The organism is Serratia sp. P2ACOL2 (assembly GCF_003691565.1).
Lineage (GTDB): Bacteria > Pseudomonadota > Gammaproteobacteria > Enterobacterales > Enterobacteriaceae > Serratia > Serratia liquefaciens.
The window spans coordinates 4,909,851-4,927,873 of sequence record NZ_CP033162.1 but is presented as its reverse complement, the minus strand read 5'-3'; the positions used below and the strand labels follow the sequence as shown (position 1 = coordinate 4,927,873).

Sequence of the window (18,023 nt, the reverse complement as noted above, 5' to 3'; positions counted from 1 at the left end):
GTGAGCCATGAAAGCTAAGTGGATTGCCGCGCTGTGCCTGCTGCCGTTTATCCTGCTGTTCGGCGCGTTTCAAATTGCGCCGCTGGTGTGGATTGCCGTCAGCAGCTTTTTCAGCCAGACCAGCGGCTGGGGGCTGGGCAACTATGTTGACGTACTGACCTCGCCGTTCTATTTGCAGGCGTTTCAGTTCTCGCTGGAGATCTCTCTTTGGTCGAGCGTTTATGGGCTGCTGATTGCGTTAGTAGGCAGTTACTCACTACGCCGACTCGGTCAGACGCGGTTTCATGATTTTGTGATGTCGTTTACCAACATGACCAGCAATTTCGCCGGGGTCCCCTTGGCGTTTGCCTTTGTCATTCTGCTGGGGTTGAACGGCTGCCTGACGCTGCTGCTGCGCAAATATGGCCTGATGGAAAGCTTCAACCTGTATTCCAAAACCGGACTGATCGTACTTTATACCTACTTCCAGATCCCGCTGGGTGTGCTGCTGCTGTACCCGGCGTTTGACGCGCTGCGCGAGGACTGGCGCGAATCGGCATCGCTGCTTGGCGCCAGTCCGTGGCGCTACTGGCGGCATATTGGCTTGCCGATGCTGGCGCCGGCGTTGATGGGCACCTTTGTCATCCTGCTGGCCAACGCACTGGGGGCTTATGCCACGGTGTATGCGTTGACCACCGGCAATTTCAACGTGATACCGATCCGCATATCGGCGCTGGTCGCGGGGGATATCTCCCTCGACCCTAACCTGGCCAGCGCGCTGGCTATGCTGCTGGTGGTGATGATGGCGTTTATTACTCTGATCCATCAATGGCTGTTGCGCAGGAGCTACCTCAATGCGCGCTCATAATGTTGCGGAGGGCGGCCATGTCGCGCTTTGAAACCGGCTATCACCGCGTAGTAAGCGGTCTGCTGTTGCTGATCCTGCTGTTGCCGCTGGCGGCGACGCTGATTTATGCGCTGGCCACCCAGTGGGGCGCGACTATTCTGCCGGACGGCTTTACCCTGAAATGGTTGGTGGCCTTATGGAGCGATCCCCGCTTCCTGCTGGCGCTGTGGCACTCGCTGCTGATCTGCTTTGGCACCCTGGTGCTGGCGGTGGTGGTGATTTTGCCAACGATGTTTGTGATTGCTTACTATTTTCCCAAACTGGATGCGGTAATGAACGTGCTGATCCTGCTGCCATTTGCCGTGCCGCCGGTAGTGTCGGCGGTCGGGTTGATGCAGCTGTTCGCCGCCGATCCGCTGCCGCTGCTGGGCACGCCGTGGATCCTGATCGGCTGCTATTTTTCTATTACGCTGCCGTTTATTTACCGTGCCATCAGCAACAACATGCAGGCGATCAACCTGCGCGACCTGATGGACGCCGCACATCTGCTGGGCGCCAGCACCTGGCAGGCGGCGCTGCTGGTGGTGCTGCCGAACCTGCGTAAGGGCGGGATGATTGCGGTACTGCTGTCGTTCTCTTTCCTGATTGGCGAATTCGTCTTCGCCAACCTGCTGGTGGGCAGCCAATACGAAACGCTGCAGGTTTACCTCTACAACATGCGTAACGGCAGCGGCCATTTCACCAGCGCACTGGTCATTTCTTATTTCGCCGTGGTGCTGATTGTCACCTGGTTGGCGAATTTGCTGAACAAAAATAAGGGCTAACCGCATGGCTTACCTCAATGTCACCCGCCTCAATAAACACTATGGCCAAACCCAGGTGTTTCAGGATATCGACTTCACCGCCGAGGAGGGCGAGTTTGTCACGCTGCTCGGGCCGAGCGGCTGCGGTAAATCGACGTTGCTGCGCTGTCTGGCGGGGCTGACCCCGGTCGACAGCGGACAGATCCTGCTGCAGGGCCAGGATCTGGTACCGCTCCCCCCGCAAAAGCGCGGTATCGGCATGGTGTTCCAGAGCTATGCGTTATTCCCGAACATGACCGTTGAGGGCAACGTCGCGTTCGGGCTGAAAATGCAAAAGCTGGCGGTCGGTCAGATCCAGCAGCGGGTGCAAGAGGTGCTGGCGTTGGTGGAGCTGACTGAGCTGGCGAAACGCTATCCGCATCAGCTGTCCGGTGGACAGTGCCAACGGGTGGCGCTGGCACGTTCGCTGGTGACCCGTCCGCGGCTGCTGTTGCTCGACGAGCCCCTTTCGGCACTGGACGCGCGTATTCGTAAGCACCTGCGCGAACAGATCCGTCGGATCCAGCGTGAACTGAACCTGACGGCCATCTTCGTTACCCACGATCAGGAAGAAGCGCTGACGCTGTCGGATCGCATTGTCTTGATGAACAAAGGACAAATCGTACAAAGCGGTGACGCGGAAACTCTGTATACCCAGCCGGCCGACGTCTTCGCCGCCGGGTTCATCGGCAACTACAACCTGTTGAGTGCGGAACAGGCGACGACTTTGACCGGCAGCCCTTACCACGGTAAGGTAGCTGTTCGACCAGAGTCCATTACCCTGGTGCCTGCCGGGCAGGGGATTGCCGCGGTGATCCTTAACCACAGCCTGTTGGGCAACGTGGTGCGCTATCGGGTACGGGCCCGCGGTGTGGAGCTGCTGGTCGACGTGCTCAACCGTTCGGTCGAAGATTTGCGGCCCGACGGCAGTGAAATTGGGCTACACTTAGAAACTGTTACATTACGGGAAGTTGCATGACATCGCTGCGGCATTCAATGATAACTCCAGGGTAATTCCTGCCGTTGCGTTAACCCTCCAATAGCGGTCTGCAGCCTGTTGCCGCTGTCCTGCCTTTATGCACGCCTGGCAGGCAGGATAGCCTGCTGTGTCTTGCCGGGCGTGAAGGGAGCGTTCCTTCCGTGTTGACCCTTCTTCACCTGCTTTCTTCCGTTGCCCTTTTGGTATGGGGTACCCACATCGTGCGCACCGGAATTATGCGGGTTTACGGCGCTAATTTGCGCCGGGTATTGAGCGACAGCGTAGAGAAAAAACCGCTGGCGTTCGTCTCCGGTATCGGCGTGACCGCGCTGGTGCAAAGCAGTAACGCCACGGCGTTGCTGGTGACCTCTTTCGTCGCGCAAGGGCTGGTGGGACTGACGCCCGCACTGGTGATTATGCTCGGCGCCGATGTCGGTACCGCGCTGATGGCGCGAATACTGACCTTTGACCTCTCCTGGCTGTCACCGCTGCTGATCCTGGTCGGCGTCTTTCTGTTTCTCAGCCGCAAGCAAACCCGTGTAGGGCAAATGGGGCGCGTGTGTATCGGCCTCGGGCTGATCGTACTGGCGCTGGAGCTGATTGTTGCCGCCGCGACGCCAATCACCCAGGCGGCGGGTGTGAAAGTGTTGTTCTCGTCACTGACCGGTGATGTGATGCTGGATGCCCTGACCGGTGCGCTGTTCGCCATTGTCAGCTATTCCAGCCTGGCGGCCGTACTGTTGACTGCCACTCTGACGGCCTCCGGGGTGATCTCGCTGAAGGTGGCGCTGTGCCTGGTGATCGGTGCCAATCTTGGCAGCGGTCTGTTGGCGATGATCAACACCAGCGGCCAGAATGCCGCCGGTCGTCGGGTGGCGCTCGGCAGCCTGTTGTTCAAGCTGATGGGCTGTGTGCTGGTGCTGCCGTTTGTCTCTTATCTGGCGGACGTGATGACTCGGTTGCCTGGCGGCAACGAAGAGTTGGTTATCTACTTCCACGTGTTCTACAACCTGATCCGTTGCCTGGTGCTGATCCCGTTGGCCGGGCCGATGGCGCGCCTGTGTGAAACGCTGATTGCCGACGTGGCGGCGGACGATCCCCGATTGCGACCGCGGCACCTTGATGCCAGTGCACTGGATACCCCGACGCTGGCATTGGCCAACGCGGCACGTGAAACCCTGCGTATGGGCGACGTGGTGGAGCACATGATGATTCTGCAGCGCGAAGTGCTGCACGGTAAGCAGGGGCAGGATAAAGAGGTTCGCCGGCTGGATGATGACGTCGACGTGCTTTATACCGCCATCAAGCTGTATCTGGCGCAGATCCAGAAAGAGGATTTAGGCGAGGAAGACTCTCGGCGCTGGGCGGAAATCATCGAGATGGCGCTGAATCTGGAACAGGCGGGTGACATTATCGAGCGCATGGCCGGGGACGTGGGGGCGAAATCACACGCGGCGCGGCGAGCATTCTCCACCGAAGGGCTGGCCGAACTGGATGCGTTGCATGAGCGGCTGATAGGCAATCTGCGTCTGGGACTGTCGGTGTTCTTGTCCGGTGACCTTACCAGCGCCAAACGGCTGCGGCGCTCCAAGCATCGGTTCCGGATTTTGGATCGTCGTTACGCCCATGCGCACGTTGATCGCTTGCATCAGCAGAATGTTCAAAGTATTGAAACCAGCTCGCTGCACCTGGGGCTGTTGGGGGATATGAAACGCCTGAACTCACTGTTCTGTTCGGTGGCATATAACGTGCTGGATCAAGATGAAAAGGATGATGAGCGTGAGTGGGAGGATACGCCCAGCACGCTGTAAGTCATGCCCCCGGCGTGGCCGGGGGCAGTACCTCAATTATTTACCCGAAAAGACCCCCGCTTTGGCATCGGCGGCCTGGTTATTGATATAACCGCCGACCGGTGTCTCCAGGTTCACCACGCTTTTACCGGCGATGCCCAGCAGTGCGCCTGCCGAGGCAGCGGCATCGAGATGACCGCCACCCTGATAGCGGTTGCCGGCCACGTCCTGCTGTTCCAGTTTACCGTTACCCAGCGTCACTTCACCTTGCTGGCTGCGGATCTCGCCGCCGGTGAGACGAGTGGTGCCCTGAACGTTGAGCGCAACGTCATTTTTCCCATTGATGGCCGACTGCACGCCTACCGCATCGTTATTGACTACGTCGGCCTTGACCTTGAACTGGCCTTGCAGCCCGGCAGGACCGGTCAGGCTCTCTTTGGATTTGTTGCCCAGGAAGCGAGCGCCGCGATCCCACAGTGGCCCCTTTTCTTTTTCGCCGGCCAGCGTTTCCGGCAGGGTGACCTTACCTTCGGCCTTGCTGAAGCTGACCGCGCCGGTGGTGTCCTGCTTCGGATCGAGGCGACGAGCTACGCTGTTGTACTTGTCGGTGGTGGCGTCAGCGACCTTGTTGATGCCGCCCTCCAGCTTCTCCTTCACCTTACCCGCGTAGTGCGGGGTACCCACTTTCGACAGTTTGCTGGTTATGCTGCTGGCCGGGTCGTTGGTGTGGCTCAGACCGACATCCACATCGACTTTCACGCTGCTTTCGCTGTCTTTGCGACTTTCGACGCGCAGATCGCCACCGATGTTGCCTTGCACGCTGTCGGCATCGATTCGGGCGCCGGCCAACTGGGTGTCTTTACCACTGTTGATCGTGACTTCTCCTGCGCTAATCAGGCTGTTGCCCTGAGTGGTTTTTTGCAGGTTATCCACACCGACTTTCACCCCGGCGCCCAGGGTATGGGTGTCGCTGCCGCTGGTGGTATCCACCTTGCCGTTGGCGTCCTTATTGAAGGATTGGCCGCCTTTGGCGTTAGCCTTCAGTCCCAGGTTCCAGTTGTTTTTCTGCTCCTGGTTTTGCACCGACTCCAGCACCACGCCGCCGTTCTCGGCGTTCAGGCCAACGCTGCTGCCCTTGACCTCGGTTCCCTGCAGATGCAGGGCATGCGCGTCGTTGCCTTTGGCGGTAATGGTCACTGCGCCGCCGCTGGTGATTTTGCCACCTTGCTGGGTCGTCGAGGTCTCATCTACCTTGGCAATGTCAAACGCGCCGCCGAGAGAAAGGCCGCCCGCGCTCTTTTTGTCGTTATCGGTGCTGTTGCCGCCGATATCGATATTGCCGGAGAGCGTATCGTCCTTGCGGGTCTGCTGCGATTGGGCTGCCTGTAGCGCGACCTTGTCTCCCGCTTTCAGCGAAACGTCGCCCTGGCTGGTGACATTACTGCCTTGCAGCGTCAGCCCACGGCCGGCATCCAGTTCTACGCCCTGTTTGCCGCCGATGTTGCTGACTTGCGCGCTGCTGCCGTCACTCTTCCCGTTGCTGTAGCCGCCACCCAGCCCAAGGCCGAAGCTTTTGGTTTCCGGTGTGGTGCCGCCTTTGGCCGACACTTTGACATTGAAGCCGTTGTGGCTTTCATGGCTGGTATCGGTGGCCTGGTCGAAACGGATGTTGCCGTCTTCCGCTTTTACCTTCGCCTTGCCGTCGCCGGCCTCCAACGAAGTCCCCTGATACACCGCATCTTGCTTGACCTTGATGTCGATGCCATTGGCGGCGGTGATGCTACCGGTCACGGCCTGGCTGCCGGTGCTTTCGCTGTGCTTATTGCCGCCTTCGCCTTTGGCATCGACGGTCAGATCGCTGCCGGTGGTGGTATAAACGCGCACGCTGGCGCCGCCGCGAGTTTCGCTGCTGCTTTCCTGCTGGCTGTTTTTCGCCGCTTCACTGTGGTGGCTATCGGCTGTCAGCGCTACGCTCCCTTGAGTCGCCTGATACTGTGTTCCAGTATCCTGCAATTTTCCGCTGGCTTTTACGTCGATGGATCCGGCGGTAATTTTGCTGACTACGGCTTGGGAGCTGCTATTGCTCTTTTCGCTGCTGCCGCCATTGGCGCCAATATCCAGCCCGATATTCGGTGCGCCGATGCCGCCGATCTCGTTAATCACGCCGTTGGCGTCCAACTTGGCGACTTTCCCTACCGCACGCTCTACCGGGCGGGTGACGGCGCTGTAATCGACGTTGGCACCGATGTCTACGCCGACGTCGGTTTTAGTGGTGTTGCTGCTTTCGCTGTTGACGGCGGCCAGGTGATCAACGCTGTTGGCATTCTCCTGATATTTGCCGCCAACCTGGTGCTGCGCACCTTGCTGGGTCAGTTTGTCTTTGGAATTAATCGTCAGATTGCCCGCGATATCGCTGCCGGAAGTCACGGCCTTGCTGCTTTGTGAGTGCGTCTTGCTGTTCTCGTAACCGCCTTCAATGCCGGAGCCAACTTTATCTATGCCGCCGGTGTAGTAGACTCCGCCGCCGATTTTGGTTTTTTCGGTATCGCTGGTGGTCTTGTTGTCGGCTGCCAGGAAGGCCACGTTGTCGCCGCTGATGCTGGCGTCACCCTGGGTGGTCACCAGTTTGGATCCGCTGAAGGTCACGTCCTTGTCTGCTTTCAGCGCGACGCTGCCGCCGCTCAGCGTTGATGACTGTTGTTCGCTGCGGGTGGTTTTCTCGCTGTCGCTGGTATGCTCAATACGTAAACCGGCACGGTATTGCTTGTCGCTTTTCTCGTTGGCATAGCCGTTGATGGCAAGGGCAGTTTTTTGCTCATCAATGTGCTGCTGCTGTTCTCCGCTGCTGACATTGATATTACCGCCGGCATTGACTTCCAGCTTACCGGTGCTGGTCACCTTGCTGCCCACCACGTCGGTATCCTTTTTGCTGACCAACTGCAGGTTGGTATCGGAAACCAATTCGCTGGCGGTGGACTGTTGGTGGCTGTTATTGGACTTTTGCGAGCTGCTGGTGATATTGAAGACGGTGCCGGTACGGGCATCCACCTTGTCAACCGTGGTGCTGAGGGCGTTATCGATCCGCAGACCGCCGTCGGTGGCGGCGACAAAACCGCCTTTGGCGCCCTTCACGGTGCTGCCGGTAATGGTCACGCCCTGTTTGCCGTTCAGCCACAGGGTGCCGTCGGCCGTCACCTGAGAAGCGTTGCTGACTTCGCGACGGTTGCTGTTGTCCTGGTTGTTGCCGCCGCCGATACCGCCCCATGAGGTTTTATTGTCGCGAACGGTTTTCTCATTGGCGGTTTTTTGTACGCCGATATTGATTTGGTCGTTGGCATCCACCTTGAGGTCGCCTGACGCGTACACTTTGGTTCCCTGGCCTACGACGCGATTACCGGCTTTTATCGCCAAATCACCGCCGGAGAAGACGCTGCTGGACTTCAGGCTTTCGGTTTCATTGCTGTTGCTCCAGCTGCCGGTACGCAGGCTGGAGGTATGGTTGCGCTGATTACCGCGCTCGCTGGTTTTTTCTCGCTCGATCAATCCGCTGAGCTGCACGTCGCGCTTGGCGTCGATGTTCAATGCATTGCCCGCCGAAACCTTGGCGCCACGCAGCGTCACATCCTGCTCGGTGGCGATCAGCGTGGCATTTTTCGTGGCCTCAATGTTGCTGGTGGCCTGTTGAAGCTGCTCATTCTCACGGGTGACGTTGTATTTCCAACTGTAGAACCACTGCTCATCGGTGTGGCCCTGAGTCTGCTTCAGTTGCCGACCGTCGAGCGTCAGGCTGGCGCCTTGCAGCGTGATCTCTTCGCCACGAACGTCGGTGGCGGTCAGGTGGTTGCTGTTATCGGCCACCAGGCTGATATTTTTGCCTTTCAGCTCGGTGCGGGCCAGTTGCTGACCGGTGCTGCGGTCGTTGATGTAGATCCCGCCGCGGTAGTTTTGGTAATTCTCGCCGCTATTGCGGTTGCTGCTGCTGTCGTTGACCTGGCTGTCGGTGCGGATGTTGTAAGCTTTCACCCGGATTTCATCACTGCCATCCAGCTTGCCCGCCAGCTTTACGCCGCTGCCGGTGACGGTATGGATGATATTGATGCGCCCTGCCTGCATGCTGCCAAGATAGTAGCTGTCCGTGGTGCCTAATAACTGGTCCCAGACTGTGAGCTCAGGTTGTTCGCTGCTGAGCACCTGTGCATCGCGCGATACGCGATTGTTGCCGCTGATGGCGTTGATCGCCGAGATCATTTTATCGCTTTTTTTATCGTACAGCGGTGCGACGATAACCTCGCCGCGGCTGTTGATTCTCGGCGCGATCAAATCCAGCACGCCGCTGGCGTTCAGCCGGCCATCAAGGCTCAGGGTGTTGCGATTGCCCAACGTGCTGTAGCCCTGCAGCATGCCGTTTTCCACCAGGGGGTTACCCACCACCAGCGACGAGCGGCTGGTATTGATAAAGCCGCAGCCGTCGCAACTGATGCCGTTCGGGTTAGCCAGCACGTAGTCGGCCGCCATGCCGAAGATTTCTTGCTGTCCGTGCAACAGCGACGGGTTGCGGCTGATCACTTCATTGAGGATCACGCTGGCCGCCTGGTTGTTCAGGTTCGGGTTGGCAGCCAGTTGGCCGGCCAACTGAGACCGCCCGGCATCGAGCGAGTTATTCAGCACCGCGCCGGGTTGGTTGACGTTGAAATCCTGATACTGGTTATGTGACAGCCCGTGGTCGTTAGGCGTCACGATATTGACCACCTGCGCGCCGTTACCGGCAGTTGAAACACCGGGCCCGTTAGCGCCGTTGGCCGCTACGATCTCGCCGGCGTACGCGCTGCCGAGGGAGGCGAGAATGATCGCCAGTGAAGCGGCTAACTTGCCCGCTCCCGAGAGCCTGAAGTTATTATTTTTCATCCATGTATCTCCATATATCGCTGTGGTAGTGCAAAAAAACGCAAACTAAAAGGTGTACGAAAAGCGTGCCAGTACCTGTATCGGATCGTCGGGCATTGAGTGGCTGGACAGTAGCCAACCGCGGCTGGCTTCAACGTCGAACATGGCGCGTTGGTAACGCAGGGTGACACCGGCGCTCAACCCCGCGCTGCTTTGCCAACCGGAAGGTCGGTTATCGCGAGGCAGCACCCGGCCGACGTCGCCGCCGATACGTGGAGTGAGGCTGCTCTGGCCCAGGGTGAAGCTGCGGGAAAGGGTGTTTTGCAGATACCAGCCGTTATCACCGGACAGCGTGCTGCGGCTGAAACCCCGGATCGCACTGCGGTCCGTCAAGCTGAGCCATTCCACGCCAGGCAGGCGATCGCGGCTGTATTGCCCGTACAGCAAGTTGCTCAACTGGTAAGTGGTACCGGCAAGCTGGAGGCGTTGGTTGAGGTTGACGAACAGCTTGCCCTTGGTGAATTGGGCATCGGGCAGGCCGGCCCCCTTTTGACGGTCGGCGCCAAACCAGGGCAACCCTTGCTCCACGCTGAGGTTGGCGCTGATCAGCCCGGTAGGCAGGATCTGCAGATGGTTAACGCCCAGCTCAAACAAGCTGAGCGTTGGGCTGCCGAGGCCAATACGTACGGTTTCGAAATAGTTAGTGATGCGCTTATGGGTCAGTTGCCCGTTCAGGGTATTGATCTGGTCGCGATCGCGATAAAACACATAGTCGCCGCGCAGACCGTACTGTTGGGTCTGGCCGTGCAGTTTGTAGCTGTTGAACACCAACTGCTGGTGGTTCAGGTATTGCGAGTAGCTGGCAAAGCCGCTGAAGGTGAAAGCGCCGTAGGGCAGGGAATAGAGCAGGGTATAGGCGCGATTATAGCGTTGCGCCGGGTTGTCCAGCGTGCCGGCAACGTTCAGGCTGGCGAAGTCCGACAGGCCGAAAGGGCTGTCCAGCGTTGCTGTGCTGCGTGCCAGCCACTGGCCGGTATTCTTCTGGCCGTAATTATCCACAGTGGCGGACAGCAACCAGGGTTTAGTATGTTGATTATGCAGCCGAATAATGGAGGTGCCCACTTTGCTGCCCGGCAATATATCCAATCGGGTTTTATTCGATTGCAAACGATTGGCCTGATCTAATCCCTGATCGAGCTGGGTTAATTTTAATGGCTGACCTTCCAATCCAGGGAATAATAATTGGCTGTTAACCCAACGATCGCCCCCCTCTATTTTTTCGATAAATCCTTCTGTGACACGCAGGCCTAATTCACCCTCGGCATTGGGGCGAATAAATTGCACGCGTGCGGTGATATAACCTTTATCCAGGTATAAGCGGGTCAATTCACGCGTCAGGCGATTGATGTCGTTGCTGCTGATGCAGTGCTCTGGCAGTGCACTCAGCGTTGCCAAATCTTTCGCCGACAGCAGCGTTATCCCCTGCAGATACACGCCGCCGATCGGCAGGCATTGAGCCGAAAGTGGCAGTGCCGGTGCAGCGGGTTCGGGGTCTTCCAGCAACTGTTGCTGTTTAAGCTGCTGGTAGCGCCGCTGCTCTATTTGTTGATTCACTTCACGCGTACCGTCTTGCAAAGCGCGACGCGATTCGCTCATCGGTGAGAACCCCCCCATTTCCGGCAGGGTGGCGGCGGGGAGTGCGGTGCTAAACAGCAGCGCCAGGGCGGCGGTTTTTCTGATCATTGTAATCCATTATGAGAAGCCGCTGGGGCGGCCTGCTCAATCCATGAGGTCAATAAACGGACGGCCAACGGCCGGCCCGGAATCGCGAGCGACAATCACATTGCGGGGTTCTTATTCGCCAGTGGAAAATAAGAAGTTGGGTTTTATTTTTCTAAATAATAATTAGGCTGCTTGTTTATATTTTTAATAATTACCCTTCAATTACTCATAATGAGGTAATTAAAAAAGTAAATTAATTGGACTTTTCCGCTCTCGTCGTTATAGGCGGTTATCGGCAGCTCTGGGAAAAATCTGAATTTTTATTTTGTGCGGGGATAATAGAGGATGGGGATAATTCTGACAATCCGACCAGTGGGAAATACGAAATTTCGTAGGAGAGTCCGGGGCGCAAATGTGAACTGCACCCCGAGGTGAAATTATTTTTTAGTGATTGGTCGGCCGGACCAGTAACCCGCCAACAGGGATCCGGACAGGTTATGCCACACTGAGAACAGGGCACCCGGCAACGCGGCCAGCGGTGAGAAGTAGATTTTACCCAGCGTCGCGGCCAGCCCGGAGTTCTGCATGCCGACTTCAATTGCCAGCGTACGGCAGGTCGATTCGTCGAAGCCGAACAGCTTGCCGCCCCAGTAACCACTCAGCAACCCGATGCCGTTGTGCAGGATCACCGCCACGATCACCACCAGCCCGACCGAGGCGATATGGCTCTGGCTGCCGGCAACCACGGCGCTGATGATCGCCAAAATGCAGATCATCGACAACGCCGGCAGGATCGGCTCAATGCGTTTGACGGTTTTGGTAAAGGTGTGATGGACGATCAAACCCAGACCAATAGGGATCACCACGATCTGCAGAATACTCAGCAACATCCCCATGACGTCGACGCTGATCTCGGTATCGACGTACAGGCGGGTCAGCAGCGGCGTCGCGAAGACGCCCACCAGCGTGGAGACTGCCGAAATGGTCACTGACAGCGCCACATCCCCTTTGGCCAGATAGATCATGACGTTGGACGCGGTACCGCTGGCAACGCTGCCAACCAGCACCATGCCGGCGGAAAGATCCGGGGGCATATGGAACAGCATTGCCAGCAGCCAGGCCGCCAGCGGCATGATCAGGTAATGCAAAAAGATCCCCGCGGCAACCGGGCCCGGGCGGGACAGTACGCGTTTAAAGTCATCGAGCCGCAGCGTGACGCCCATGGCGAACATGATCAGCATCAGCAGCGGGCTGACGTAGGGGCCGATACCAGTAAAGGTGGTGGGCGTGCTGTAGGCGGCGACGGCGAGCAGCACCGCCCACAGGGGGAATAATCGGGTAAATTTTGCCAGCATGAGTGAGGTTTTCCTTAGCCAAATAACAACGATGGGGTGATGTTGTGTTTTTTTGCGGGTTCGGTGAATTGAACCCCTACGGTTATGGACTGATTTTTTAGATGTAGGGGCGCAGCATGCTGCGCCCGCAGAGGATGATAATAGTTTATTCGAACAGGTTGTGGTGAAGGGTGCGAACGACTTGTTCGGCGTCGTCGCCCGGTACCAGGAAGCACAGGTTGTAGCTGCTGGCGCCGTAACAGATCATGCGGATATTGAACGGGTCGAGCACGCCGAACACTTCTTTGCCCACGCCGCAGGCCTGGGAAAGCTTGTTGCCGATCAAGGCGACCAACGCCAGGTTTTCTTCCACTTCTACCCGGCACAGTGACGACAGTTCGGTCAGCAATGAAGTGGTCAGCAGGCTGCCGCCGGTGGAGGTGGAACCCGTGGTATCCATGGTCAGCGCTACGCTAACTTCGGAGGTCGTGATCAAGTCCACCGAGATATTGTGGCGCGCCAAAATGCTGAACACCTCGGCCAGGAAACCGCGTGCGTGCAGCATGTTGAGGCTGTGCAGCGTCAGCAGGGTTTGTTTGCGGCGCAGCGCCAGCGCACGGAATAGCGGTGGGTTCTCGGTGGTGTTGCACACCAGAGTACCGCCGGCGGACGGATCTTTGCTGGAGCCGACGAACACCGGGATATCGCTGCGAACGGCCGGTAACAGGGTGGCCGGGTGCAGGACTTTTGCGCCAAAAGTGGCCATTTCAGCGGCTTCTTCGAAGGCGATTTTATCGATGCGTTTTGCCGCCGGAACCACGCGTGGATCGGTGGTGTAGATGCCCGGCACGTCGGTCCAGATATCGACCCGGCTGACGCTCAGCGCTTCGCCCAGCAGGGCGGCGGTGTAATCGCTGCCGCCGCGGCCCAGCGTGGTGGTGCGGCCTTTCGGCTCGCTGCCGATAAAGCCCTGGGTAACCACCAGGGCTTCCTGCAGGCGTGGCTTGAGCAGCGACTGGGCCAGTTGGTTCAGCGCTGCGCTGTCCGGCGTTGCGCGACCGAAATGATCGTCGGTGTGCATCACTTTACGTACGTCAAACCACTCGGCCTGCACATCACGACTGCGCAGGATCTCAACGAACAGCAGGGTAGACATCAGTTCGCCGTGGCTGACCAGTTCGTCGGTCAGCGCCGTGGAGGTGGCCAAGGAGGCCGCTTCGGACAGCATGGCGATATTTTCCAACATACGGTCGATTTCGTCGCGCACTACCGCCGGATTATCGAGGCGATCGAGAATGGCGTATTGAATGCGGCGGATTTCGTCGAGCTGATAGTGACGCTTGTCGGCATCGCTGCCTTCGGCCAGAGCCACCAGCAGGTTGGTGACGCCCGCAGACGCGGACAATACCACCAGACGTACGTTCGGATTGGCGAGAACGACGTCGGCGCTGCGGTTCATGGCTTCATAGTCGGCAACGCTGGTGCCGCCGAATTTGGCGACAACGGTGGCATTCTGGGGTGCTGCTTGGTTCATGTAAAAACCTCGTGTCAGGGTGGCCCTCTTCAGAGAGCACTTTTTTCATAGCCTTGGCACAAGGGGGGAGCGATAAACGGGAGCAGACGTAGAAGTGAAAGCTACGATACACCCAGAAGCGCCCCACCTTGTTGATTGCCCTTACGGACAATTCTGGTGACAACCCAGGGGATTCAGCCCCTGTAGTCGATACGATGAATGCCGCGCATCACCTTACCTCGGCGTCGCTCCCCCTCAAGCGTCGTCATTGGAAAACGGCTCCTCTGACACTCTACCTGGGCGACGCGCCTCTTCTGGCTTGCACACCGGGTGCGCAAGTAGGCTGTTAGGAATAGCCCGATATCGTGCCGCTGTCAACGTCCGGAAGTTGAGGGATTTTCATCTTGTACCAGTGCAATCAGCGTACAGGGCATTGCCGGGACAAAACCGGCGCCGATCGGCTGCAGCGTGCCGTCTTCCCGCTGGCTGAAAAGCGGAATAACGCCATGATTTTTCTCTATATATTCCAACCAGCCAAAGTTCTCGTTCAGCTTGGTGGCTTTGATGGTGGCGCCCTGGGCAATCAGGCTGCTTAGCCGACCGTAGGTGGCCTCTTGATTGAACAGGATCTCATGCCGGCGGAAGCGCGAACTTTCCGCACTGTTGCCGCGGCCTTTCAGCGGGGCGCCGGAGCGGATGGCGAACACCTGTCCTTCGCCAAAAATATGGCCGAAGTGATAGACCGCCAACGCATTTTGGTGGCGGTTGGGAGAGAGCGCCAGTACTTGTGCGGTGTCGCTGAGATCGAGATAGTTTTCGGCATGCTCAGAGTAAGCATGGCCATAATAGGCGGGGATGCCGTCCATACGCGCCTGGCGATAATATTCCCAACTGCTGTCGGTGACGAGCACCGGAATATTCAACTTCATCAGGGCCTGTGCCAGCATACGTGCGACGCTATTGGCGCCGACAATCAGCACCCCACGTGGTTTTTGCTGCTGTACCCGCAGCCAACGCGCCATCATGCCGCTGGTCAGGCTTTGCAGTACCACGGTGCCGATGATCACGGCGAACACCACGGTCACCAGCCGATCGGCTCCCGGATAACCGCTGCGCTGCAGCGTTAGGGCAAACAGCGAACTGACCGCCGCGGCGACGATGCCACGCGGAGCGATCCAGCATAGCAGCAGGCGATCGCGCCAGTGCAGGGAAGAGCGCCAGGTTGATACCGCAATACACAGCGGGCGGGCGACGAACTGCACCACCAGCAACAGGCCCAATAATGGCCAGCCCATGTTCCACAAGGCCTGAATGTCGAGCCGCGCCGCCAAAATGATAAACAGTGCTGAAATCAGGATCGCCGACAGCTCTTCCTTGAACGCCAGAATGTCGCTGGTATCCACATCGCGCATATTGGCCAGCCAAATGCCCATTACGGTAACGGTCAGCAGGCCGGATTCATCGGCAATGGCGTTGGACACGCCAAAGGCGGTGAGCATGATCGCCAGTACCGCCAGGTTTTGCAGGTAGCGCGGCAGCCAGACGCGGCGCAGCGCCAGGCCCAGCAAATAGCCGAACAGCGCGCCAGCCACCAGGCCGACGGCGGCGGTAATGCCCAGCGTCCAGAACAGATGGGTGTAAGATTCTGAATGCTGTTTCAGTACGATAAATTCGAACACCAGCAGGGTAAAAATGGCGCCGACCGGATCGATGACGATGCCTTCCCAGCGCAGTACCTGGTTGATATTGGCATTCGGTCGCACCACGCGCATCAACGGGGCGATCACCGTTGGGCCGGTGACCACCGTGACCGCGCCGATCAGTGCCGCCAACTCCGGTGGAAAGTCCAGCAACCACCAGCAGGCCACGCCGATCACCAGGAAGGTCATCAGCATGCCAATGGTTACCAGGTTACGTACCACGCCGCCGAGGCCGCGTATTTCCTCGACCCGTAGCGTTAGCGCCCCTTCAAACAGAATAATGGCGACCGACAGCGACACTAGCGGGAACAGCAAATCGCCGAACAACGCGTCCGGCTGAACCCAATGCACCACAGGCCCCAGCACGATGCCAAATACCAGCAACGGCAGAATGGCCGGCAGGCGTAACACCCAGGCTAGCCACTGCGCCAGCAATGAGCTCAAGCCAATAACCACCAACATCAATGGGGCAGATAATTCCATAGTCATGTCCTTCGTCGTTCACACCGCAGCCTGGCTGGCCGCGCATCCTTAGCCTAATTACGTCATTGACGTGGTGATAACCTGACACAGTTTAGTGACAGTTAAGCAACCCTGATAACAGGCTGTTATCCAAAAGTATAGGGGAAGTGCTGAAACGATGCGGCGGCAATTGACAGTTAGCGCCTATCGCAAGAAAAGAGATCATAATCACGGTCGAACAGGCTACAATCGGTCAACCACGTCACATTTATTCTCAAGCCTAAGAGTGTTGCTATGAAAAATATCAATCCTAGTCAAACCGCTGCTTGGCAAGCCCTGCAGCAACATTTTGAACAGATGAAAGACGTACAGATCAGCGATCTGTTTGCTCAGGACAAAGAGCGTTTCTCCAAGTTTTCCGCCACCTTCAACGATCAGATGCTGGTGGACTACTCTAAAAACCGCATCACCGCGGAAACCCTGGAGAAGCTGCAGGCACTGGCGAAAGAAACCGATCTGCAAAGCGCGATCAAATCCATGTTCGCCGGCGAGAAAATCAACCGTACTGAAGACCGTGCGGTGCTGCATATTGCCCTGCGTAACCGCAGCAACAGCCCAATCATCGTTGATGGCAAAGATGTGATGCCGGAAGTGAATGCGGTGCTGGCCAAAATGAAACAGTTCTGTGACCGCGTGATTGGCGGTGACTGGAAAGGCTACACCGGCAAAGCGATTACTGACGTGGTAAATATCGGTATTGGCGGTTCAGATCTCGGCCCTTATATGGCTACCGAGGCACTGCGCCCGTACAAAAATCACCTGAACATGCACTTCGTCTCCAACGTTGACGGCACCCATATCGCCGAAACGCTCAAACCGCTGAACCCGGAAACCACTCTGTTCCTGGTGGCGTCCAAAACCTTCACCACCCAGGAAACCATGACCAACGCCCACAGCGCGCGCGACTGGTTCCTGAGCACCGCCGGTGATCAAAAACACGTAGCGAAACACTTCGCGGCGCTGTCCACCAACGGCAAGGCCGTCGGCGAGTTCGGCATCGACACCGCTAACATGTTCGAGTTTTGGGACTGGGTTGGCGGCCGTTATTCCCTGTGGTCGGCGATTGGCCTGTCTATCGCCCTGTCAGTGGGTTACGAGAATTTTGAACAGTTGCTGAGCGGCGCGCACGCGATGGACAAACACTTCGCGCAAACGCCGGCAGAGCAAAACCTGCCGGTGCTGCTGGCGTTGATCGGTATCTGGTACAACAACTTCTTCGGTGCAGAAACCGAAGCTATCCTGCCGTACGACCAGTACATGCACCGTTTTGCCGCTTACTTCCAGCAGGGCAACATGGAATCCAACGGTAAATATGTCGATCGCAACGGCAATCCGGTGGACTACCAGACCGGCCCAATCATCTGGGGCGAGCCGGGCACCAACGGGCAGCACGCGTTTTACCAACTGATCCACCAGGGGACCAAACTGGTGCCTTGTGACTTTATCGCGCCGGCCATCAGCCATAATCCGCTGAGCGACCACCATGCAAAACTGCTGTCGAACTTCTTCGCACAGACCGAAGCGCTGGCGTTCGGTAAATCACTGGAAGTGGTAGAAGAAGAATTCGCCGCCCAGGGCAAAACGCCGGACGAGGTTAAGCACGTAGCGCCGTTCAAGGTATTTGAAGGCAACCGCCCAACCAACTCCATCCTGCTGCGTGAGATTACACCGTTCAGTCTGGGCAGCCTGATTGCTCTGTATGAACACAAGATCTTCACCCAGGGCGCGATCCTCAACATCTTCACCTTCGACCAGTGGGGCGTGGAGCTGGGCAAACAGCTGGCTAACCGTATCCTGCCGGAACTGGCGGGTGATGAAGCGGTCAGCAGCCACGACAGCTCAACCAATGCGCTGATCAACCGCTTCAAGGCATGGCGTTAATTAGCGTCTGAATTGACACCAATAAAAAAC

10 protein-coding genes and 1 riboswitch are annotated in these 18,023 nt (G+C 57.7%); of the genes, 5 read left to right on the top strand and 5 right to left on the bottom strand.

All coding sequences use genetic code 11. The annotated features are described in order from the left end of the window. The first annotated feature begins 7 nt into the window (after positions 1-7). The 4 genes from EBA31_RS23610 (at position 8) to EBA31_RS23595 (ending at position 4,458) form a co-directional block, all read left to right on the top strand. Positions 8-847 (top strand): ABC transporter permease subunit, encoded by an 840-nt coding sequence (locus tag EBA31_RS23610; protein WP_122080352.1) that lies wholly within the window; start codon positions 8-10, stop codon positions 845-847. A 17-nt stretch (positions 848-864) separates the two neighbouring features. Next, positions 865-1,650 carry an ABC transporter permease gene (locus EBA31_RS23605; protein WP_020837193.1) on the top strand — a complete coding sequence of 262 codons (786 nt, stop codon included), beginning with the start codon at positions 865-867 and terminating at the stop codon, positions 1,648-1,650. A 4-nt stretch (positions 1,651-1,654) separates the two neighbouring features. Next, positions 1,655-2,647 carry an ABC transporter ATP-binding protein gene (locus tag EBA31_RS23600; protein WP_122080351.1) on the top strand — a complete coding sequence of 331 codons (993 nt, stop codon included), beginning with the start codon at positions 1,655-1,657 and terminating at the stop codon, positions 2,645-2,647. Between the two features lie 161 nt (positions 2,648-2,808). Further along, positions 2,809-4,458, top strand: a complete 1,650-nt coding sequence (locus EBA31_RS23595; RefSeq protein WP_122080350.1) for a Na/Pi cotransporter family protein — start codon at positions 2,809-2,811, stop codon at positions 4,456-4,458. A 36-nt stretch (positions 4,459-4,494) separates the two neighbouring features. Here EBA31_RS23595 and EBA31_RS23590 read toward each other — a convergent pair whose 3' ends face one another. The 5 genes from EBA31_RS23590 to EBA31_RS23570 form a co-directional block, all read right to left on the bottom strand. Then, a complete protein-coding gene (locus EBA31_RS23590) occupies positions 4,495-9,342 on the bottom strand; it encodes a hemagglutinin repeat-containing protein (RefSeq protein ID WP_122080349.1) in 4,848 nt (1,615 codons plus the stop codon). 45 nt (positions 9,343-9,387) lie between these two features. Next, entirely contained in the window at positions 9,388-11,064 is a 1,677-nt protein-coding gene (locus EBA31_RS23585) for a ShlB/FhaC/HecB family hemolysin secretion/activation protein (RefSeq protein WP_122080348.1), read from the bottom strand. A gap of 416 nt (positions 11,065-11,480) precedes the next feature. Next, positions 11,481-12,398: a ketopantoate/pantoate/pantothenate transporter PanS gene (gene panS, locus EBA31_RS23580; RefSeq protein WP_020837188.1), complete on the bottom strand. Its 918-nt coding sequence runs from the start codon at positions 12,396-12,398 to the stop codon at positions 11,481-11,483. Positions 12,399-12,543: 145 nt separating this feature from the next. Beyond that, the gene (gene lysC / locus EBA31_RS23575) at positions 12,544-13,911 is read right to left on the bottom strand and encodes a lysine-sensitive aspartokinase 3 (RefSeq protein WP_122080347.1); all 1,368 of its coding nucleotides are present in this window, start codon (positions 13,909-13,911) and stop codon (positions 12,544-12,546) included. Positions 13,912-14,019: 108 nt separating this feature from the next. Further along, positions 14,020-14,212, bottom strand: a riboswitch (Lysine riboswitch). 52 nt (positions 14,213-14,264) lie between these two features. Next, entirely contained in the window at positions 14,265-16,073 is a 1,809-nt protein-coding gene (locus tag EBA31_RS23570) for a sodium:proton antiporter (protein WP_020837186.1), read from the bottom strand. A 273-nt stretch (positions 16,074-16,346) separates the two neighbouring features. On the opposite strand from EBA31_RS23570, the gene pgi reads away from it, so the two are divergent. Continuing rightward, positions 16,347-17,993, top strand: a complete 1,647-nt coding sequence (gene pgi / locus EBA31_RS23565; protein ID WP_122080346.1) for a glucose-6-phosphate isomerase — start codon at positions 16,347-16,349, stop codon at positions 17,991-17,993. Positions 17,994-18,023: the final 30 nt, after the last annotated feature.